The organism is Longimonas haloalkaliphila (genome assembly GCF_055379825.1).
Genome location: NZ_AP043948.1, coordinates 2,536,653 through 2,556,842 on the forward strand (window position 1 = coordinate 2,536,653; position 20,190 = coordinate 2,556,842).

Consider the following 20,190-nt stretch of genomic DNA (forward strand, 5'->3'; position numbering starts at 1 on the left):
GCTCCCATTCGCCCCCCTACCAATCCGTTATCGTCTTTATGCTTCGCCTTGAACATGTCGGCATTGCCGTCCACGATGCTCCTGCCGTTTGCGCTACCTATGCCGATGTCCTGAAGGCGCTTACGTATAAGTCAGAAGCTGTCGACGAGCAGGGCGTCACGACGCACTTTCTTGCGCTGCAGAACACCAAGATTGAGTTGCTCGAAGCAATAAGCGAAGACTCGCCCGTGCAGCGATTCCTCGACCGGCAGGGCGAGGGGGTTCATCATCTCGCGTTTGAGGTGCCTGATATTGACGCTGCCTTTGCGCGTCTGCATGAAGCTGGGTTTACGCCGCTCTCAGACGCGCCCCTCGATGGGGCCGACCAGAAGCGCATCTTCTTTCTGCATCCGAAGGCCACGCATGGCGTGCTCATCGAGTGCTGCAGCAGCCAGCCTCACTGCCCCCCTCCTGCGCACGTATCCACCGAGCACGGCCCCGTTGCGTACTATACCTGGGGCGATCCGGGGCGCCCCACCCTTCTGCTCCTGCACGGCGCAGCCGGATCCACCCACACGGAAACGAGCCTGCTGGCCCCCTACCTGGAGCCGTATCTGCACGTAGTTGCGCTCGACTTTACCGGACACGGTGCCTCGGCCAATGCAACACCCGACACGCCACTCACCGCCGACGGCTTTGCGGATAATGCCTGCTCTGTGCTCGATGCGCTCGGCTGCAACCGCGCGCACGTGTTCGGGTTCTCGATGGGCGGCAACATCGCGCTGCACCTGGCCCACCGTCACCCCGACCGCGTCGACCGGGTCGTGTCTCATGGCGGACACATTGACTGGAAGGCCGCTACGGTCGATGCTATGATGCATCGACTCGACCGCGCCGATGCCAATGGCACCCGCATGGACGCGCTGCACGGCGACTGGGCAGCGCTTTCAAGCGCGCTGCGTGCGTTTGTAGAGCAGCTTCCGGGAGCAGCGCTACGCCTGCGCCGCCAGATGCAGAGCGTGCAGCAGCCCGTGCTTGTTAGTATGGCAGATGCAGACGATCTCTTCCCGTTGCAGGCGGCGCTCACGCTCCACAATGCGCTCCCCAATAGCCGTCTTGCTATCCTACCCGGACGCCACCACGCGCTGCAGAAGCATCCACTCCCTCCGCTCGCTCATCAAATCCGCGCGTTCCTGCAGGTGAACTGAGGCCCCCGATAGAAGCAGTGGCTCGCGCGCCGCACAACTTCGCGCTATACAACGTGCAGGCGCTCCCGGTGAACCTGCCAGTTATCGAGGGTACCTGGCGCCGTAAGCAGCAGCTTGCCTTGTACATTCGGGATCGGGGGATGCGTGATCTCCTCAGACAGCGCGCGGTAGGTTCCCATCCCAATAGCGCGTTCAGCGGGAGTTACCTGGGCGCCTACAGCCAGCGTGCCACGCCACCCCACGCCCGCCTCGTATGCGCTGGTTACGACCACAGGCGTATCGCCGGTCCGGTCGGCCAGTTCCTGCACGCGGCGGATTCCCATCCACGCCGGTTTAACAACAAACGCGGCCACGGGCCAGTCCGCCACCGCCTCGCCCCCCTGCTCACGCACCGTCTCGTCGAGCGCGATGGGCACCGAAGTCGCTTCCACAAACGCACGAAGGTCCGCTTCAGGCACGAGCGGCTCCTCCAGATACTCAAGCGCACGCCGGTGCTGCAGCGCCTCGCACACCGTCTGTGCCTGCTCGACCGACCACGCCTGGTTCGCATCCAGCCGGACGTTCATGCCCTGCGGAAGCGACGCAAACAGCGCATCGAGGCGGTCCAGGTCGTCATCGACAGCATCACGTCCTACCTTCACCTTTACCGTCGACACGCCCTCGGCCTGCAGTTCCATCAGCGCCTGCCGCATGTCGCGGTCGTCGGGCGTGCGCCACAGCGCATTTCCGGCATGCATCACCCGGTCGATGCCCATGTGCGCACGCAACGAGATCTCTTCGGCGTACGCGGCCCACTGCAGGGCGATGTGGTCCAGGGCAAACCGGAGCGAGCCCGGTGTGTCGTCGGGGTAGCGCACAGCATCGGATGCACTCAGCCGAGACGGACCGCCGTCGTGCGCCCAGGCGCGAGCACGCGAGATAACATCCTGCAGGGACTCTGGACTGAAGCCCGGCAGGGGCGCCGCCTCGCCCCAGCACGTAGCGCCCGATGGATGCGGCACTTCAACGAGCACCCCTTCTCGGTGCGTGATGGGTCCGTCGGGACCGGGCAGAGCATTGGCAAGCGGAATCCGGTAGCGATAGCACGTCACGTCAGGCATAGGCACAGAACGTATAACAGAAGATTGTGCGTCGTTGTGAGCAGAGGTAGAATGGGCTACCGCCGCGCAGGGGGCACGTTACGTGAGCACCCAGCCCAGCGCAAAGCACAGGCTGTAGAGCGCCAGGGCCCGCCCGGTTGTAGCCAGAAGCGGATTCAGGTGGTGGGCGTTGGTCGTGCCTGAGCGCAGCGTCTGTAGCGCGGGCCAGGCCAGCGCCACCGCCGGCGTAGCCAGCAGCGCCCCCCAGTGTCCGCCTGTATGCCCCACAAGCGCCGGCGGTACCAGCGCCGCAACCAGCATGCAGAATGCGTAGAACCACACGCCAAACGTGCGCCCCAGCCGCACGACAAGCGTGCGCTTATCGGCTTCCCGATCGCCCTCCAGATCACGGATGTTGTTGACCAGCAAGATGCAGACCGAAAGCGCCCCCGGTCCTACACCGGCCGCCACAGCAGGCGCCGTTACAGTGAGCGTCTGTACGTAATAGGTCCCCGCTACGGCCACCGGACCAAAGAACATAAAAACAAAGAGATCAGCCAGTCCAATGTAGGCCAGTGAGTAGCGTCCGGCTGTGTACCAGAGCGCCGAAGCGATCGACGCAACCCCGATCGCCACCACCGGCCAGCCGCCCCGCACGATCAGATACGACCCGGCAAGCACGGCTGCGAAGAAGACCACGAACGTAGCACGCCGCATCGTATCCGGGTCGACAAGTCCCGCCTGCGTCACCCGCAGCGGTCCCACCCGTTCGTCGGTATCGGTGCCGCGCAGAAAGTCGGTGTAGTCGTTATGGAAGTTCACCCCCACCTGAATCAGCAGCGCCGCCAGCAGCGCCAGCGAGGCGCTGAGCGCATGAAACCCGCCATCGGTCACGGCAAGTGCTACGCCAATGATCACCGGAGCCGCAGCAGCCGGGAGCGTTTTAGGGCGGGCTGCCTGTATCCAGATGCGCCAGGGCGCGTTCGCCAGTTCGTCGCGGGTTGTCATGGAGAATGCGGGGGGGCTAAAGCAAGATCAAGGCTGGGGTGCAAACAGCACGCGCCACGTACACCGAGCAAAAAGGGCGCGTAGGCGAAACGGGTAACTCCCATTGTATGAATGGATGCGTAGAGGATATCGGTTCAATGGTAAGTCACGGTAAGTCACTGTCATGTGGAGTCAGCATTCCACTTGCGTTCTACTTGAGTCTCCGGGTCGGCACACGCGTTGCAGGTAGATCCTTGCAGGCGAATTCGTTTTCGAATGTGCGACGTACCCCCACACTGCGACACACAGCTGTTTAAAAGACTTTGCTTGCAATAACGGACTCCCAGTCCGGGGCGCGTGCGGGACCTCGTTTGCCTGGTCTTCTTTCCGCTTTTCCTCTGACACCTCTGTTTTACGGCATATTTTGTAGCTTACGTCGCCTCCCCTCCAAGACTCGGACGCTACGCATTGGCAAGGGCATCTGCCATGTGGGTGTCCAGCTGGCGGTGTACCGCTGCGTTGGTGTGGCGGTCGGTGCACACCTCGATGAGAGCACTGCACCCCTGCTCACACGCATCCTGGTACGCCTCTGCAAGCTCATTAAGCGTGGTGGGGCGGGCGTAGGGCAGCTCAAACGCGCTGGCCACCGACTTGAACGAGCGCCCCTGCGGGGTGGTGAAGTACGGCTCGAACACGTCGTCGTGGTCGGCGATTGGCAGAAAGTGGAAGATCCCACCGCCATCGTTGTTCACCACCACGGCGATAACCGGATGCTCTTTTAGCAGCGCAAAAGCGTTCACATCGTGCCAGGTAGCGAGGTCGCCGATCAGCAGCGTGGTCGGGGCCTTGCGTGCTACGCTAATGCCAGCGGCCGTCGCGATGGTACCGTCAATGCCGCTTGCGCCCCGATTGGCATACACCGGCACGGCGGCCCCGCTGGTCGTAGCGTATCGCTGCATATCGCGGACAGGCATGCTGCTCGCCAGCATGAGGGCGTGTGTATCTGGAATGTGCGTGCTGATGCGTTCGGCGGTGCCGGGCTCGTACACCGGCGGCAGGTCGCTGGGGGGCGTCTGCAGCGCATCGGCGACGGCTTCGTTGTAGCGCTGCCACATGCCGTTCCACGATGCCGGGGTGGCCGTGCGGGTCGGAAGCGCATCAACCGCCTTTGCAATCGTGGTTTCAATATGATAGGTGCAGCGATGGTCGGGATCAACGCGCATAGGAGCCGGGCGGATTGTGGCGCGCACGGCGGCAGAAGCATCGCGCAGAAAGTGACGCACCTGCTTTGACACAAAGCGTCCGCCCACGTGCAGGATAAGGTCGGGGCGCAGGGCGTCGAGGTCGGGCGCGTGTTGCACGATCTGGTGCGCGTAGGGAACGACCGGTGTTTGCGCGCCGAGACGCAGCTGCGACGTAACGTCGGGGAGCACCGGCCAGTGCTGGGCCTGTGCCCATTCGAGCACCTCTTGCGCCTCAGCGTCGGTCAGGCGTCCGGCGACAATGAGGCCCCGCTCGGCGTGCTGCACCGCGTTGACGAGAGCCGGTGGAACGGGCGCATGGGGTGCGGGCACCGGGTACGTGGTAAACGGCGTGGTACGCTGGGCCCAGGCCTGCACGGCTGGGTCATCGAGGCCAAACGGGGCGTCGACCGGATGCAGTGGCTTGCGGTACATCACGTTGAGGTGCACCGGGCCCTGGGGCGTGCGCCGTGCATGATGCAGCGCCTGATCGACGGTCGCGAGCACCGATGCCAGGGGGACGTCGGCGCTGGGAGGTGGCACGTCGGCACTCCAGCGCACATGATCGCCAAAGAGCTTCACCTGGTCGATCGTCTGATTTGCGCCTGTATTGCGCAACTCGGGTGGACGGTCGGCGGTGAGCAGGAGCATGGGGATACCCTCCTGGGCGGCTTCGGCAACCGCGGGCATGCCGTTAGCGACCGCAGTGCCCGAGGTCGTGATCCAGCCGGCGGGTCGTCCGGCAGCACGGGCATATCCGAGCGCTGCGAAAGCGCCCCCTCGCTCATCAAGGTGCAGCACCGGGTGTGCATCGGGATGCTGAGCGACAGCAGTGGTGAGTGGCGTTGAGCGCGATCCCGGAGCTATGAAAAAGGTGTCGACGCCAACGCGCACGCACTCGTCGATCATAGCACGCGCCCAACCGTGGGTTCGATTGGGCGCTTTCTGTACAAAGGGATGATCTGTCTCTGTAGCAACGTCGTTCATGCACGAAGGGGATAGTCAGAAAAGAGTGTGTGCTGTGATGAGCATAGAGGAGCAGCCTCGGGGGTCGAGAACGCGCTATGCAGCACGCAGATACGTATATACGTATGTACGCATGTGCACGCATCGGGCGCAACGCGAAGGCCTTACGGGTCAGCGTTCGAGCGCCGCCTTGAAATCAGCCAGTTTGTTTTCAATTTCGTCCCACTCCGCTGCGGGGTCTGATCCTTCCACGATGCCCGCACCAGAGTACAGCGTAAGCGTGTCGTCGTTGACAAGCGCCGACCGGATCGCAACCAGCACCTCGGCAGCATCGCGGCTCATCCACCCCACCGGTCCGGCATACCAGCCCCGGTCGAAGGCCTCGTACTCTCGGATGAAGGCCCGTGCGGATCTGGTGGGCGTGCCCCCTACTGCGGGGGTTGGATGCAGCGCGTTCAGCACGTCAACAGCGGTTGTGCTGTCGCGTAGCGTAGCCGTAATTTCAGAACGCAGGTGTCGTTTCCGTTCCAGCTGCAGCTCTTCGGGCGCGTCAGGGGCGGTTACTGTTTTGGCCAGCGGAGCGAGTGCTTCTGTGAGCGCCTCTTGTACGAACGCGTGCTCGCGCCGGTCTTTCGAACTGGTGAGGAGCTCATCGCGCAGCATAGCATCCTCCTCGGATGTACGTCCGCGCGGGCGGGTGCCCGCAATCGCTTCGGTGCGCAGCGTGGTTCCCTCCATCTGGAAGAGACGCTCGGGCGTAGCCCCGATAAAGGCCGGTCCAGATCGTGTGGGCTGCCACCCAAAGGCGGTGCAACGCGGAGTTTCTTCCTGCAGGCGGTGCAACAGCGCCCATGGCGCAAGCGGCACATCGAACGTGAGGTCGACTGCTCGGGCGAGCACGACCTTACGCAGCCGGTCGTCGGCAATCGCATCAACAGCAGCCTGTACCTGGCGCATCCATTCGTTGCGGGTAGGACGGTCGGCCCGGGCAACGCGGTGCGCGGCGGCGCTGGTACGTGCTTCCTGCGGAAAGCGCAGCGCATCCACCTGCTGCAGCACCGCTTCCTGGTGTTTTGTATCGCGAGGCGCGACGAGCGTAGCAAAGAGGCGAGTGGTACCGCCTTCACGATGCAGGGTAAAGCGCGGCAGCATCAGATTCCATGATCCGAATTCCTCCCATGCGTCTTCGCGGTGTGCAATCGGGTCGAACCGAGCGCCGCCCCAGATGCGCACCTCGGGCGGTAGGATTTCGAGCCAGCGCTCCAGGTTGTGGACCGTAGCACTGGGTAGCGTATTATTGCGCTTCGAACGCGCTCCGCCCCAGGTATGTGCGGCTCCCACGGCTGCATAGGTCGCGTTGGCGTTGCGGCTGCGCCAGTATACGAAGGGCGCATGTGGCTGAACGGCGCCCCAGGCCAGCGGATTGATTGCGGTGGGCACGTCGACCGATACAGAACGCACCTGCGTGATGCCGTTCATGGACTGCATTGCGCGCTTTACGGCTCGCCGAAGGGCGGTACGTATCGCATCAGCATCGACCCGGTCGCCAGAATGTACAGGAGCCAGAGAAAGAGGAATCATAACTAAAACTAAACGGAGTCAAGCAGCAAAGGGCCCGTGCTCGTAGACGCTACACGCATAGGTGCGAACGGATTAAGCGGTAAGATGACTTACGCTATTGGTAACGTCAGCGACAAAAGTGCCGTCGTGGTGGCGCACTACGTAGAGTCCAGTGTTGGCATGCGGCACGTTGGGCATCTGCGTGAGGTCGTGGTCGTAGAGCAGCGAGGCAAGCATAATGCGCATGTATCGCCCGTGTGTAACCACGAGCACGTGCTGCCCAGCATGTGCCTCCATAATAATGTCGACGGCGCGGCGGGCGCGGCGTTCTACCTGGCGGGGCGACTCGCCGCCTTCGACCGGCAGGTCAACCTGGCCGGATCGCCATTTTTCTTTGATGGACTGCATCGCAACCTTGCGCTCTTTTGTGGGCTGTGTGCCCTCATAGACGCCCCAACTGATCTCTTTGAGATCATCAAGGTAGGCGTACGGGATGGGCTCATGCGGTGCAGCCACGATTTTAGCGGTTTCCCGTGCCCGGATGAGCGTACTGGCGTACACGGCATCGATGCGTGCGTCGGATAGCCGTTCGGCCAGGGCCTCGGCCTGCGCGCGCCCTGTTTCGTTAAGTGAGGTGTTCACACCGCTCCCTTGCATAATGTGGTCGCGGTTATAATCGGTTTCGCCGTGACGCGTAACGTACAGCGTGGTCGATTCGGAAGGCATAAAAAGGCAGCGGCGCTTATGAAGAAGAACGCGACGTATCAGGAGGTGGACGCACATCGTCCATATCCTCAGATCGCTCGGTCCAGTGTCGGATGATGTCGGTGAGCATCTCGTCGATCTGTTCCAACGAGGTGCCGTAGTTGCGGGCGGCACGTACGATAACGGCCCGTAGCACTTGATCAGCGACAGGTAGCCGGTAGAGACCACGCCACATCCACTGCACGAGCGGATCGGTAGCCCGTCGCACGAGCCCCCATCGCAGAAGCACGAAGCCGGCCAGTCCGACCGTTACAGCACCGAGGGCATCGTTTACGGCCAGGTAGCTGAGCGCAAACACGTAAAAGAGCCCCTGCACAACGGGAATATTGAGTGCACGCATCACCCCCATGGCTTTCCAGCTTACAACAGCCGGGCAGAAGGCTTTCCAGCCCAGATAAGCCCCGAGCGTACAAGCCGCTGCGGGGGTGGGCCCCAGCAGTACCAGCAGCACTGGGAGCAGCCAGATAGCAAGCGTCTGTGGCGACTGCACCCAGCGCCCGGCGTAGGTTACAAGGGTTTCGAGCGGCACGTGGTTGAGTACATCGCTGGCATAGCGGCGCACCTCGTCTTCACGCACATGAAACCAGAGCCCGTTCGACGTGAACATGCCGTAAGGCGTGTCGAGGATGGTCAGGTCATCTGACGAAAATAAACCCATGGACGGTTGGTCAGACACGTAAATGCGAATTATGGAAGTTACACGCGCTTCCGCTACGCAGTTTCAGAATTATTTGAAAACGGTGGGGATGCGGCGCGAGATGCTTCGAGCGGTCTCTCTTTCTGCACATGCTGGGCCGATATACATTCACCCTTCGGGCATACGGAAGATGGGGTCGCTCCGGTGCGTATCAAAGTCAAACGTGAAGCGTGGCTGCGTGAGCCCGGCAGCGCGGAGCGGCGGGGTGAGCATAGCTTCGAGCGCATCGGCTGTGTTTTCGCGCGCCTGAGCACCTTCTCGGATACGCTCTTCGGCCTGCTCACGCAGTGCGCGCTGCACACCTGCCATTGCCTGCTCACGGGCAACGTCTTCCATCTCTCCCGAAAACAGCCGCAGCCATCCCCGACGCTCTGTCTGCACCTCAAGTGTTTCCAGGTCTGGGGCTACCGTCTGTACCTGCAGGCGGGGTACAGTTACATGCACGCGTCCGTCGCTGGTGCGCTCTATCATAGAGGCCTCAAGGTCGTAGACCGAGAACCCGTAGGTAACGCGCCCAGACACCCGTACGTTGGCTTCTGCCGTAACCAGATCGAGCCCTGGCGCCATGCCGTAGCGGCGTAGGGTCTGGTAGAACTCGGGGGCTACGCTTTCGGTGTAGGCTACATTCTCCTCGACCTGCACCGACAGAATACCTGTCACCAAAAACGCCGAAGGGGCCTCTTGCTGCACGGTAGACACAACAGCCCGCTGGATATCGGCTTCAGAGGGGCCTCGTATCCACAGCGCCAATCCGGCACCTACAGCTAAGAGCAGAAGCGCTAACGTGCCGCCAACAATTCGTTCTTTCATCCGAGAGCTACATCATGAGCAGGGCAAGTGCCAGCGTGGCTAACGTGATGCCCAACAGATTGATGCGCGAGAGACGCTCGCCGAACGTAAAGACCCCGATCAGAGCCCCCACCAGCACAATAGCCAGATGGTTAACGGGAAAGACCACGGTGCCCGGAAAGTGCTCAAGCGCGCGAAGCAGGAACTCAAGAGACCCATAGTTTACGATGCCAAGCACGGTACCCCAAACGTATGCGTTTTGCATCGGCCAGACGCCTTCGCGCAATCCTTTATTTAAAACCGGGACGAGCCCCACCAGTCCGGCCATGCCAAACGATAGCAGCAGGAAAAGCGCTGTTTGTCCTTGTCCGGCATTGTAGGTCTCCTCGAACGCTTTCAGAGAGATGTCGATTGCTCCGCTCGACAGGAATAGGAGCAGGAGCACCCCAAACGAGGCCACGGCAGGCGCCTCACTCGCCACTTCTTTCACCTCTGAAAGGGGCTCCTCCTCAGTAACGTTACCTGTGGAAAGAGACCCATCGGCTCCAGAACCAACCTCAGAGTCAGCCATGGCATGTTCGGGAACGGCAGGCTCGGGCTGGCGGGCGATCATGAAGAAGGCAACGGCTGCGAGCAGCATACCGCCCCCCTGCCACAACGACGGGGTTTCGGCCCAGATAACCCACGAAGCCAGAAAGGGGAGCACGACCGACACACGCCACACACCGAGTGAGAGCGACATACCCGCCAGATCAGTCGCAAGCGAGAGCAGAAAAAACCCGCCAATCAGCAAGACCCCGACCAGCACGCTAAGTCCCAACATTCCAGACGATACGTCGAGGCCCTGTTCAACGACGCTCCCCCCTGTTGCCAACAGCACAAGCCCTACCCCTACGGCCGCTACGTAATTCACGGTGAGGAGCGAGACCCGGTCAACGCCACGCTGACCGGTGTACTTGAAAATGACTCCAATGGTAACACTGCATAGGATGGCAAACGCCAGATAGATCATCGACAGAGACGGTCAGCAAAGGGATTACTCAGATTCGGAGGACATCAGCGTAAAGTAACGCAGTTGGGCCGGCGAGGGCTCGGGATCGCGTATCGTCAGTTCGGCAGGCACGTGGATGCGCGGTTCAACCTGGCCGGTCGTATCGCGCCGAACCTGGTCGTACGTCACCACCGCAGAGAAGTCGTTGGAGCGGCGGGCTTCGAACATCTCGTCGAAGAGCACCCGGTAGTGCACCCGTACAACCGGCGGCTCCAACACAACCAGGTTCTGCCCCGGCGGTACACCGGTTACCTCTACCATAACCTCACGCGATTCCTCCGCAAAGCGGCCTGCTCGTGCACGAAACAAGACTTCGTTCACGGACCGGTCAACCAATGGATTCAATGTATCGGCCAAGGACACTTGAATTTGGACCGAATCCCGGAGGGTTTCAACAGTTCGCGATGCCGTAGGCCACGACGAGAGCCCTTCTATGATCGACTTAGCCCCCGACACCCGTATTGAATCAGGCTGCAGCGTAGGCTCTTCAATGAGCTCGTATCCGTCATCCATCATGATGTTGACGCGGGGCTCCACCGGTACTGACCGCTCTACTCGTTCTTCGGTGGGTACGGCAATTTCGCGGGGGGTAATGCTGTCGATACTCACGTTGCTCCCGGTAAGCCCCAGCACTTCGTCAACACGCACCTGGCTGCTGCTGGCGTCAATGGGGGCCTGAGGTGGATTGAAGTACAGGTAGAGCAGCTGCAAGACTTCGCCGGTTACCTGCACACGCACGTGACTGGGCGGTTCAGCCACCAGGGCCTTGCCCTCTGGTACGTTTACCAACTGAGTGGGCACATTGAACGAGACCGTACGCACCTCTTGCAGCGTAAGCGCTGCCCACGACACCGCCGCGATCAGGATACACACCGTGATGGCCGTCCCGTTCGAAGTGGTGCCGCTGCGGTGCAGCGTGAACAGGGACTTCAGGCGATCCAGGAAGATCGGATAGCTCGACGTTGAATCAGAAGAATCCACAGGCAGGATCTGGCACAGATGAGGTTAGGAGCGCGCCAGCGGAACCACTTGTTCGTAGTAGGTGGCATGTTGCTGGATGATGGTGGAAAGCGAAAGGCGCGCCTGTAGGTTCCGGAGCTGCTCTTGCGCCCCCTCTGCATGCGACTGGTCACGAATCGCCTGCGCCCATGCCGTTTCTCGCTCGTCAGGCACAACGCGAATTGCCTGGGGCGCATGGCGCTGATACGCATCGAAGAGCTTCAGGTCTGACATCACAAGCGGACGCTCAGCAGCAATCCAGGTAGAGAGTGATCCCGATGCAGCCGCCTCACGAAAGGGGCACACCGCTACGTCGGTCGCAGCCAGGTACTGGTTCAGGGTGTTCTCGTCTACGTATCCGGTGATGTATACACGATCGGCCATGCCAAGCGCTGTAGCCTGGCGCTGCAGCTCCGCGGCGTATCGCTCGTCTGGGTCCGACGGCGTGCCTACAAACATGACGTGCGTATCTTCAGGCAGATGCGGCAGAGCACGCACCACCCGGTCGTGTCCCTTCTGCCGGTGGATAAACCCGAGCACGCTAACTACGAGCGCCTCTGGAGGCAGTCCGAACGCCGCACGCGCCTCCTCGCGGTCGGGAAGGGTACGCGGCTCGATAAAGTGTGGCACGCAGACCAGAGACGTGGCTCCGGCAAGCGACGCAAGTCGGCTGGCCTCTGCCTCTGTACATACCAGCACTGCAGAAGCGCCCTCAATAACGCAACGCGTGGCCTCGGCATTGATGCGTTCCTGCTGCCAGAACTGCCAGGCTCGCACAAGCGCCGACCACGCTTCTGCTGCGCCGTTTGAGGCGCCACGGCTCGCGTCTGGCAGGTCCGAGCCTTGCTCAGAGTCGTTCCGGGCAGCGTCTCTTCTTTCTCGCTCTCTATTCGCTTCTCGTGTAGACGAGGTGCGGCTACGCACTGCCTGCTGCCGGGCCTCCCACAGCTGACGCAGGCGGTCCCACGCGGAGTATCCACGGCGGGCGTCGTGTACAGTTGCTACGTACGGCACCTCGCACCCCACCTGAAAGGCCTTTACATTCATAGCCGCACGGTGTATCCCCCATATGGTGGGCTCATACTGAATGTGACATACGTCGGCCTCCGATAGCGTGGTACAGGCGCGCCGTAGCCGGTCTGCGTCGCGCGCTGTGCCATCGAGCGCGACCGTAGCCTCTACGACCGTGGCATCGAGATGCTGCCGCGCCGCACGTGCCAGCAGACGCCCATATCGGTGCACGCCGTGTTCGGGTGGACCTGCATGCAGGTAACCAATGGTCATATACAGAGGGATGCAGACAGATAATCAGAATGCGATGGTGTCGAGTGCGGTATTAGATGCGCTCGCATCCGTTCCGCAGCCCGCATGCCTCAGCCACAAGTCCAGCTTTCCAGCGGATGCGCGCCGGCCAGTATCGCCGGGCGGCCGACCGACGCAGCGCACGTGTTGCCTCTGGCATGTAGCCCCAGTGCAGCATTTCGTGGTGCGCGACCGTCTCAACCATCGCCCGATCCGGAAGCGAAAGCGTATCGCGCCATCGCGTCGCTGCAGATGCATTGACTGACGCAAGGGCTTTCTTCCTCCAGGGTTCAGCAACCGTGTCGACTGCCACCTGGTCCGGATTGGGCGGCTCTGTCCATTCGTGGTTCGGCCCAACGCCCAGGAACGTAGCTACTCGCTGCATGACAGCATGCGGATCATTTACGAGCGCCTCAAAATGAATCGTGTGCACCGGAATATGCGCTGCGGCATGCCGCACAGCCTGCACCCGCTCGCGCCATAGGTCCGTGTCGCGCCAGATGTACCCCGATGACCAGGGCACCTTGCGCCACGAGTTGGCAACGGCACGCGGGTCGCGCACTACGTGAACAAAGCGCGCTTCGGAGAGCGCTTCATGTAGCGCCTCTATCTGGAGCGCATGGTCGGGGGTCTTCTCTCCTACTACACGAGCGCCGTGATTATATGCCGTTTCCTGCATCCATGCCCGTAGCACCCCTGCACCGGTACGAGAGCGCGCAGCAACGCGCGCACGGAGCCCGCTCATCGCAAGCGATTGCAACTGCCACGCATCACTTTTCGCTATGGCTCGCAGCAGACCGGTGTACTGGTCTGGCGTAAGTGGGTCGGTCAGCGCCACCCCAGAGGGCATCAGGCGACGTACAAAGAACGTTTCGGGAAGGACAGCCACATCTGGATGCTTTGAAAGCAGCCGTTGTACCAGCGTGGTTCCTGAACGTGGACATCCTACGATAAAAAAGGAAGATGTGGCTGCCATACGGATAAAAAATTGGTGATATCTAACGTTCTCTTGTATGCTGCCTCTTTTGCAAAGATGCTATTTGCCACAACAAAAGCGCCCTGCTCCCGAATGGAAGCAGGGCGCCATTTTTAATCTGCATTGACTGCGTGGGCAGCTGATGCATGCCAGACATAGTATGGCAGCTTTACCCTCATAGTATGGCAGCTTTACCCTGCATTTACGCCGTGGTAAACTCCTCTTTCACCACGCCGATCTGACTGCCTTCCAGCACCATGTCGATTTCGCGCGGCGTAAGGTCATGCTCGGCGGTATACGTTTCGCCTTTCGTCACATTCTCCACCTCTACGTCGCTGCCCTTCTGAATGGCGTCGCGCAACCCAGTCAGCTTCAGGGTGTCGCCCTGGTCGATACGGTCATAATCCGACTCATCTTTGAACAGCAGCGGTAGGATACCGAAGTTGGCCAGGTTCTGGCGGTGGATGCGCGCAAAGCTCTTCACGATCTTGACGCGCGTGCCAAGCCAGCGGGGTGCCAGCGCCGCATGCTCACGACTGGATCCCTGTCCGTAGTTCGTGCCCGCCACGATGGCGTGCCCCGTCTCTTTGACTTCCTGGCTGCGCTCGAAGAAGGACTCGTCGACTTGTTCGAAGACGAATTCCGAGATCTTGGGGATATTCGAGCGATACGGTAGGATTCGGGAACCGGCAGGCATAATCTCGTCGGTCGAGATGTCGTCGCCCAGCTTCAGCAACACGGGCACCTCCATAGCGTCGGGCAGCGGATCGAATTCCGGCAGCGACACGACATTGGGCCCTTTCTCCAGCTCCAGGTGCTTGGCCTCGTCTTCCGAAGGCGGCTCCACAAGCTGGTCGGTATTCACGATGATATCTTCAGGCTCCCTGGCATTCGGATAGCTCATACCGTAGAGCTCTTCAAGATCACGTGGATCGGTAATCTTACCAGTGAGCGCCGAAGCGGCAGCCGTTTCTGGGCTTACAAGATAGACTGCATCTTCTTTCGTGCCTGAGCGTCCCGGGAAGTTGCGTGGCACCGTACGCAGCGAAATCTGTCCGGTGGCAGGTGCTTGCCCCATCCCAATGCAGCCGTTGCATCCGGCCTGGTGGATGCGAGCGCCTGCGCGCGTCAGCATCTGCAGGTGGCCGCTGTTCATCAGGTTCTCCAGGATCTGGCGCGACGTGGGATTCACGTCAAACGACACGCGGTCATGCACCTGCTTGCCGTCTACGATCTCAGCCGCCGACGCAAAGTCGCGGAAGCCAGGGTTCGCTGAGGAGCCAACGTACGTCTGGTAGATCTCTTTGCCTTCGACGTCGCGGACCGGTACGACGTTGCCTGGACTGCTCGGCTTGGCGATCATCGGCACAAGCTCCGACAGCTCGATGTGCTCGTGCACGTCGTATGTAGCGTCTTCATCGGCCTTCAGTTCGCTCCAGTCGTCTTCGCGGCCCTGTGAACGCAGGAAGCGCTTCACCTCGTCGTCCGACGGGAAGACTGTGCTGGTTGCGCCCAGCTCCGTACCCATGTTTGCGATGACGTGACGATCCATACAGCTCAGGTTGTCGAGCCCCGGACCGTAATATTCGATGATACGGTTCACGCCACCGTCTACGTCATGGCGGCGCAACATCTCCAGAATCACGTCTTTGGCGCTTACCCAGTCGGGAAGCTCACCGGTGAGCTTTACGCCCCAGACCTCAGGCATGTTGATGGTGTACGGCTTTCCAGCCATCGCCATGGCCACGTCGAGTCCGCCCGCCCCAATGGCGAGCATGCCAACAGCACCTGCTGCCGGCGTGTGACTGTCCGACCCGATGAGTGTTTTTCCGGGCTTGCCAAAGCGCTCCTGGTGCACCGGGTGGCTCACTCCGTTTCCGGGACGGCTGTACCACACTCCAAATTTCTTGCACGCGCTCCGCAGAAACAGATGGTCGTCGGGGTTTTTATAGTCAGATTGAATAAGATTGTGATCTACGTACTGTGCCGACACTTCGGTCTGCACGCGAGGGATGCCCATCGCCTCAAACTCCAGCATAACCATGGTGCCTGTGGCATCCTGGGTCAGCGTCTGGTCCATTTTGAGTTCGATTTCCTCGCCGGGTTTCATCGTGCCCCCTTCCAGGTGGCTCGCGATGAGTTTTTCCGCTACGTTTTTGCCCATGATGTGTTGTCGTGTTTATGATCGGAATCAGTAACGGTGATTTTGTATAATGCAACAGCAAAGCTCTCGGAAAGGTGGAAAGAATCGATGCTGTTGCACAAGTGTTACAACAAGCTGGTGCTGCCACAAGGCAATACAGCTGTGAAATGGAAGCGCACAGAGTAGCCGGATAGTAGCCGGATAGTGCTGATCGGGTCTTGCTTAGGACTGTTTGCCCGGCCCCCTTCCCTGCTCCTCATCGGGCTTGCCTGACATACTTGCGTCGAAGGCTTTCGTCCATGGCATTTCACTTTTATTGAGGAACGCCTGGATACCTGCCTGGCAGTCGTCTGTAGCGCGGGCGAAGGCATTCATCTGCACGGCATGGTCGAGCGCCTCTCGGTAGCCCATGCCCGGCACGTCCGCCAGCATCTGCTTGGTGAGTGCAACGGCTGATGCACTGGTGTCGCGGCCTATCTCGCGCGCAAGCGCCTGCACCGACGCATCCAGGTCTGACTCGGGAACCGCCTGGTGGATGAGTCCAAGCTCGGCTGCTTCGGCGGCATTGATGAGCCGTCCGCGAAGCATCAGGTCACGCAGTGCCGTCTCTCCAAGCTTCCGACGCACGTAGACCATCACAATCGCTGGCACGAACCCGATGCGCACCTCGGTAAACCCCATCTTGGCAGACTCGACGGCGATCGCAAAATCGCACACTGCCGCCAGGCCGGAGCCTCCGGCAATTGCGTGGCCATTTACTCTGGCAATAACCGGCTTAGGATGCGTGTAGATCATGTCGAAGAGCGCAGCGAGCCGCTCCGAGTCGGCCCGGTTCTGCATGGGACCCGCCGTACGCATTCCGCGAAGCGCTTCCAGATCAGCTCCTGAGGAAAACGCAGAGCCTGCACCGGTCAGGACAACAACGCGGCTTGTACTATCTTTCGCATCGGCCCTTAGCGCATCATGAAGGGCTTCGACCATCGCGCTATTCAGGGCGTTTCGCTTGTCAGGCCGATTAAGCGTAAGGGTGCGCGTTCCGCGGTCTATGGTCGATTCAATGAGCGACATACAACATCAGACTGATCAAGGAAGATGGCGATACCCTGCAATATACAGGATGCGCCGGGCATCACCAAATGCAGTCCGTACGAAACAGCTGCAGGGCAAGGCTTCCCAAACAAGTGGAGAAAGCCTTATCGCTTTTGACCATCTATAGCGCTATAGCGCAATTCTATTGCGCACCTCGCAGCGCCGAGGGGATTGCAGGCTCAACGTCAAACTCGTGCGGCGCTTGCGGATTCACACGCGAGAGGCGCGTAACGGCTTCGGCAGCGCGGGCCATTTCACGCCACGGACGCGAGAGCCAGACGCGCCGGTGCGTCTCAATGATGGACAGCTGCATCTGACGGTAGTGCGTGGGATTTTCGCGTTCCAGCTCCTTGAAACGCTCATACAGCCGATTGAGCTGTCTCCTGTTTTCAGAAGTGAACCCGAACGCACCGATGCGCTCTACCAGCCGGTCGTACGCGCGGTCGGCTTCGGTGCGTGTGCCGTTGACAGGATGCGTGTACGTTGACTCATCGAATACGAACGTCGCTTCGTCATTGAGCGCCACGCGCCCGCTGGCTGCAAGCAGATCGGGCGCTCCCAGTGGCAGGAAGAAACGGATCGGTGTACTGCCGGTCCGGTCGGTGAGGACGATATTGCCTCGATCGGGTACACTTCCATCTGCAGATGCGGGGAGCTGCATGTGCGGGTTCAGGTGTCGAAACCGCTCGTACATCGACGAGGCGTATGTATCCGGCCCCCAGTCGAGCCGCTCGTCGGCCAGGTCACCCAGCAGGTCGCGCAGGGTCGTGCGTTCGCGAGGAGCCAGTTGTACGCGTACCGCTCGCTGCGTGTACGAAGGATCAATGATGTTGGGGTTGTACGCGCGCATCGCGCCCATGACGGCTGGAATGTAGCCACGCGAGCGTGTCTTGAACGTGGAGCTTTCACTGACCGTATCGAAACCGTCAGTAAGTCCCCACACAAAAGCATCTACGACACTGGGGGAGCTGTCGAGGCTACTGCCCTGCTCCATCAGGTAGGAACGGTATACATGAAAGATATTGCTCGGTCCAGTATGATACGCGGACAGTCCTGGCAGCTCGTGCCCTACCGCGTTGATATAGCCTCGCATCAGCGTGAACGCAGGCTCCATTGTAATGAGTGGGTGTAGTTCTTCGCGTACCCGCACACGCTGTCCGCCATCGGTTGGAAGGGTGTATGTGCTTACGTCAAACTGGCGCAGCACCGAAGGCATCATCTGGTACCGGCTGCGTGCACCTGCCGAAGAGACCAGATCATCCTGGTTAAAGGTTTCGACTACGCCAAGCATGGTCGGAAGCAGGCTCATCCCCAGGTACTGCGCTAACCGGATCTCGTACTCCGCAAACGGAAGGTCGCGCTCATATGCTTCCTGGATCTGGTTCGCCCGCCCCCAACGTACAGCGATGTGCTCACGCGGATACCCCTCGCGCACGTGCTTGTCGACCATGCGGCGCGAGAGCTGGCGACGCTCACGGTCGACCTCCAGCCAATCCATGGCAGTTCCAGACTGCCACTGGTTCCGCAGGTGGTTTACACTGTACACACCCAAGACGTCGTATGTGCGGCTGTCGAAGACGCGGATGGTAAAGTTGTCATCGACGCCCTGGCGCTTGGAGTAGATGTCGAGAATCTGGTGGAACTGATTCAGGGCATTCTGCTTCTCTCCCGCAAAGACGCTTGGCATGAGATACGCCGGATACTGCGTGTCGGGATGACTGGGGTGGTTGCCCACTGTAAACGCTGCCGGATGCATAGCCTGCGTTGTGTCAGCCGCTGCGGGACTGCTCGCAATGGGCATCTGGGCAATCATCTGCTGCGCAAGGCCTTTGAGCGGACCTGCCAGCACGGCTGTTACCAGTAAAACAACTACGAAGCCCCCGATCATCTGTATAGGTGTAGGCCCCTGCGACCGGCGTCTGAGCACGGCAACTCCGAATGTCCAAAAACGTGAAAACATAGTAGGTACTTCCATTAAGCAGGATTCAGAGGCTGGAGCAGCATTGAGCGACTCGGACAGGTACCGTACAGGTATGGCGCACCAATTCAAACGCTGATCACAGTACAACCCAAACAAAAAGCGGTCCGCAGTCAGGGCGGCCACACCTCTGTGGCTCGGATTGGCTGGTCTTGAGCACCGGCTGTGATTCCGAGTGATATCAGCAAGACCCCCTGCTGCCGGTGGCACGCTTCTCGGTAGGGGCGCAAGAAGCCAGTATCAAGTGCATCATGTAAGGCTGTCTTGATTGTGCGTGGCGCGATACCGCCTGAGGTTGAATGCCCGTGAATGATTCTAAGGGTGGTCCGGCCTCGGTCTTCAGCCAGGTTCAGGGTCTGCTGCGTCACTGATAATGCCTCGTCTACGGTTAACCCGTGCAGATCGAGCGTTACAGTAGTTCCGTCGTCATCAAGTCGGACCATGCGCCATCTATCTTGGTTGTGCGTCGCGCGAGGGTGTTAAAGAGTAAGCAATTATACCTATACATTCTTGTAAACGTGTAGATCGAACGAAGGTTTTACGCTGGTCCATGATGCGGGGCTGTTGTTACAAATTTACGATGCCCTGGCATCAATCACATCGTGTCGCAATACATGTTGCACGCTACCTGACCGCCGCGTGCTCTTTCACCACTCTTTTTTACGATACAGCGGGCCCAGAATATGACGCGGGTCGGGGTAGCGCTGGCGCGCAGCAGCCCGGTCTTCCAGGCGTACTACCCCCGGGTAGTCGGATCCGGTTGGCGGATGCAGAGCCAGTTGGAAGTGGAGATGCGGCACCCAACCGCCGTTTTCGTGCACCTCACCGAGCGCTCCAAGTGCATTTCCAGCGCAGATCGGCGCTCCCTTTTCATGGCGCTCCGCGCTTTCAGCACTCAGGTGTCCGTATAGCACCCAGAACGGCGTATCGCCTGGCTTGTGACGCGTGATAATCGTTCCCCCATAGTTGCCTGGCTCATCGTGGTACGTACACGCGGCCACAACACCATCATAGCAAGCATAAACCGGCGTACCAGCAGGGGCCCATATGTCAAGCCCCATGTGAACACGTCGCTCGCTGTCGTACTGGGGCGCGCTGTACATGGCTTGCGTGCGCACCTCGTTGTAGCGCCCGATCGCCCACGTGAGCGCGCGAAGCCGGTCACGATCGTAGTTTGCCGTTAGGTCTACCACCGGGGGCACCTCCCCATCCGGAAATAAAATAGCCGGATGAAAGTTATACGCTTTGAAGTCGATCATGGTACGGTCTTCGTCTCCGTTGCCTGTTCGTGCAATCACTACGTGAAGAAGGTACCGCGCTCGGGCTCTGTGGATGCGCGCGCCATGCTGCCTCACAACGAATCGCTGCATAAAAAAGCGCC

17 protein-coding genes are annotated in these 20,190 nt (G+C 60.4%); 1 reads left to right on the plus strand and 16 read right to left on the minus strand.

What is annotated here, in order from left to right; translation table 11 throughout:
- The first annotated feature begins 38 nt into the window (after positions 1 to 38).
- The gene (gene mce / locus ACZ48V_RS09840; protein ID WP_464538661.1) at positions 39 to 1,187 is read left to right on the plus strand and encodes a methylmalonyl-CoA epimerase; all 1,149 of its coding nucleotides are present in this window, start codon (positions 39 to 41) and stop codon (positions 1,185 to 1,187) included.
- A gap of 44 nt (positions 1,188 to 1,231) precedes the next feature.
- On the opposite strand, the gene menC is transcribed toward mce, so the two are convergent.
- The 16 genes from menC to ACZ48V_RS09920 all read right to left on the minus strand — a co-directional run bounded on the left by menC (position 1,232) and on the right by ACZ48V_RS09920 (position 20,107).
- Positions 1,232 to 2,287, minus strand: coding sequence for an o-succinylbenzoate synthase (gene menC / locus ACZ48V_RS09845; RefSeq protein ID WP_464538663.1), 1,056 nt, complete (start codon positions 2,285 to 2,287; stop codon positions 1,232 to 1,234).
- A 78-nt stretch (positions 2,288 to 2,365) separates the two neighbouring features.
- The gene (locus ACZ48V_RS09850; protein ID WP_464538665.1) at positions 2,366 to 3,274 is read right to left on the minus strand and encodes a 1,4-dihydroxy-2-naphthoate polyprenyltransferase; all 909 of its coding nucleotides are present in this window, start codon (positions 3,272 to 3,274) and stop codon (positions 2,366 to 2,368) included.
- Positions 3,275 to 3,714: 440 nt separating this feature from the next.
- The gene (gene menD, locus ACZ48V_RS09855; protein WP_464538666.1) at positions 3,715 to 5,481 is read right to left on the minus strand and encodes a 2-succinyl-5-enolpyruvyl-6-hydroxy-3-cyclohexene-1-carboxylic-acid synthase; all 1,767 of its coding nucleotides are present in this window, start codon (positions 5,479 to 5,481) and stop codon (positions 3,715 to 3,717) included.
- A 150-nt stretch (positions 5,482 to 5,631) separates the two neighbouring features.
- Positions 5,632 to 7,041, minus strand: coding sequence for an isochorismate synthase (locus ACZ48V_RS09860; protein WP_464538668.1), 1,410 nt, complete (start codon positions 7,039 to 7,041; stop codon positions 5,632 to 5,634).
- 72 nt (positions 7,042 to 7,113) lie between these two features.
- A complete protein-coding gene (locus tag ACZ48V_RS09865; RefSeq protein ID WP_464538670.1) occupies positions 7,114 to 7,746 on the minus strand; it encodes a histidine phosphatase family protein in 633 nt (210 codons plus the stop codon).
- Between the two features lie 16 nt (positions 7,747 to 7,762).
- Entirely contained in the window at positions 7,763 to 8,443 is a 681-nt protein-coding gene (locus tag ACZ48V_RS09870) for a hypothetical protein (protein WP_464538672.1), read from the minus strand.
- Between the two features lie 147 nt (positions 8,444 to 8,590).
- Positions 8,591 to 9,292, minus strand: coding sequence for a DUF4230 domain-containing protein (locus tag ACZ48V_RS09875; protein WP_464538673.1), 702 nt, complete (start codon positions 9,290 to 9,292; stop codon positions 8,591 to 8,593).
- Positions 9,293 to 9,299: 7 nt separating this feature from the next.
- On the minus strand, positions 9,300 to 10,283 hold the full coding sequence (locus ACZ48V_RS09880) for a hypothetical protein (protein WP_464538675.1): 984 nt from the start codon (positions 10,281 to 10,283) through the stop codon (positions 9,300 to 9,302).
- A gap of 24 nt (positions 10,284 to 10,307) precedes the next feature.
- Positions 10,308 to 11,303 carry a YbbR-like domain-containing protein gene (locus ACZ48V_RS09885; protein WP_464538677.1) on the minus strand — a complete coding sequence of 332 codons (996 nt, stop codon included), beginning with the start codon at positions 11,301 to 11,303 and terminating at the stop codon, positions 10,308 to 10,310.
- A gap of 24 nt (positions 11,304 to 11,327) precedes the next feature.
- Positions 11,328 to 12,605 carry a glycosyltransferase family 4 protein gene (locus tag ACZ48V_RS09890; protein WP_464538679.1) on the minus strand — a complete coding sequence of 426 codons (1,278 nt, stop codon included), beginning with the start codon at positions 12,603 to 12,605 and terminating at the stop codon, positions 11,328 to 11,330.
- 52 nt (positions 12,606 to 12,657) lie between these two features.
- Positions 12,658 to 13,599 (minus strand): sulfotransferase family protein, encoded by a 942-nt coding sequence (locus ACZ48V_RS09895; protein ID WP_464538681.1) that lies wholly within the window; start codon positions 13,597 to 13,599, stop codon positions 12,658 to 12,660.
- A gap of 202 nt (positions 13,600 to 13,801) precedes the next feature.
- Entirely contained in the window at positions 13,802 to 15,763 is a 1,962-nt protein-coding gene (locus ACZ48V_RS09900) for an aconitate hydratase (protein WP_464538683.1), read from the minus strand.
- 201 nt (positions 15,764 to 15,964) lie between these two features.
- A complete protein-coding gene (locus tag ACZ48V_RS09905) occupies positions 15,965 to 16,810 on the minus strand; it encodes an enoyl-CoA hydratase/isomerase family protein (RefSeq protein ID WP_464538685.1) in 846 nt (281 codons plus the stop codon).
- Positions 16,811 to 16,973: 163 nt separating this feature from the next.
- Positions 16,974 to 18,791: a hypothetical protein gene (locus tag ACZ48V_RS09910; protein WP_464538687.1), complete on the minus strand. Its 1,818-nt coding sequence runs from the start codon at positions 18,789 to 18,791 to the stop codon at positions 16,974 to 16,976.
- A 131-nt stretch (positions 18,792 to 18,922) separates the two neighbouring features.
- The gene (locus ACZ48V_RS09915; RefSeq protein ID WP_464538689.1) at positions 18,923 to 19,252 is read right to left on the minus strand and encodes a Smr/MutS family protein; all 330 of its coding nucleotides are present in this window, start codon (positions 19,250 to 19,252) and stop codon (positions 18,923 to 18,925) included.
- A gap of 204 nt (positions 19,253 to 19,456) precedes the next feature.
- The gene (locus tag ACZ48V_RS09920) at positions 19,457 to 20,107 is read right to left on the minus strand and encodes a peptidoglycan DD-metalloendopeptidase family protein (RefSeq protein WP_464538691.1); all 651 of its coding nucleotides are present in this window, start codon (positions 20,105 to 20,107) and stop codon (positions 19,457 to 19,459) included.
- Positions 20,108 to 20,190 lie beyond the last annotated feature (83 nt).

What these genes read in the sequence shown, in the direction of transcription:
- mce (WP_464538661.1), top strand. Translation starts at nt 39, where the DNA reads ATGCTTCGCCTTGAACATGTCGGCATTGCCGTCCACGATGCTCCTGCC.
- menC (WP_464538663.1), bottom strand. Translation starts at nt 2,287, where the DNA reads ATGCCTGACGTGACGTGCTATCGCTACCGGATTCCGCTTGCCAATGCT.
- ACZ48V_RS09850 (WP_464538665.1), bottom strand. Translation starts at nt 3,274, where the DNA reads ATGACAACCCGCGACGAACTGGCGAACGCGCCCTGGCGCATCTGGATA.
- menD (WP_464538666.1), bottom strand. Translation starts at nt 5,481, where the DNA reads ATGAACGACGTTGCTACAGAGACAGATCATCCCTTTGTACAGAAAGCG.
- ACZ48V_RS09860 (WP_464538668.1), bottom strand. Translation starts at nt 7,041, where the DNA reads ATGATTCCTCTTTCTCTGGCTCCTGTACATTCTGGCGACCGGGTCGAT.
- ACZ48V_RS09865 (WP_464538670.1), bottom strand. Translation starts at nt 7,746, where the DNA reads ATGCCTTCCGAATCGACCACGCTGTACGTTACGCGTCACGGCGAAACC.
- ACZ48V_RS09870 (WP_464538672.1), bottom strand. Translation starts at nt 8,443, where the DNA reads ATGGGTTTATTTTCGTCAGATGACCTGACCATCCTCGACACGCCTTAC.
- ACZ48V_RS09875 (WP_464538673.1), bottom strand. Translation starts at nt 9,292, where the DNA reads ATGAAAGAACGAATTGTTGGCGGCACGTTAGCGCTTCTGCTCTTAGCT.
- ACZ48V_RS09880 (WP_464538675.1), bottom strand. Translation starts at nt 10,283, where the DNA reads ATGATCTATCTGGCGTTTGCCATCCTATGCAGTGTTACCATTGGAGTC.
- ACZ48V_RS09890 (WP_464538679.1), bottom strand. Translation starts at nt 12,605, where the DNA reads ATGACCATTGGTTACCTGCATGCAGGTCCACCCGAACACGGCGTGCAC.
- ACZ48V_RS09895 (WP_464538681.1), bottom strand. Translation starts at nt 13,599, where the DNA reads ATGGCAGCCACATCTTCCTTTTTTATCGTAGGATGTCCACGTTCAGGA.
- ACZ48V_RS09900 (WP_464538683.1), bottom strand. Translation starts at nt 15,763, where the DNA reads ATGGGCAAAAACGTAGCGGAAAAACTCATCGCGAGCCACCTGGAAGGG.
- ACZ48V_RS09905 (WP_464538685.1), bottom strand. Translation starts at nt 16,810, where the DNA reads ATGTCGCTCATTGAATCGACCATAGACCGCGGAACGCGCACCCTTACG.
- ACZ48V_RS09910 (WP_464538687.1), bottom strand. Translation starts at nt 18,791, where the DNA reads ATGTTTTCACGTTTTTGGACATTCGGAGTTGCCGTGCTCAGACGCCGG.
- ACZ48V_RS09915 (WP_464538689.1), bottom strand. Translation starts at nt 19,252, where the DNA reads ATGGTCCGACTTGATGACGACGGAACTACTGTAACGCTCGATCTGCAC.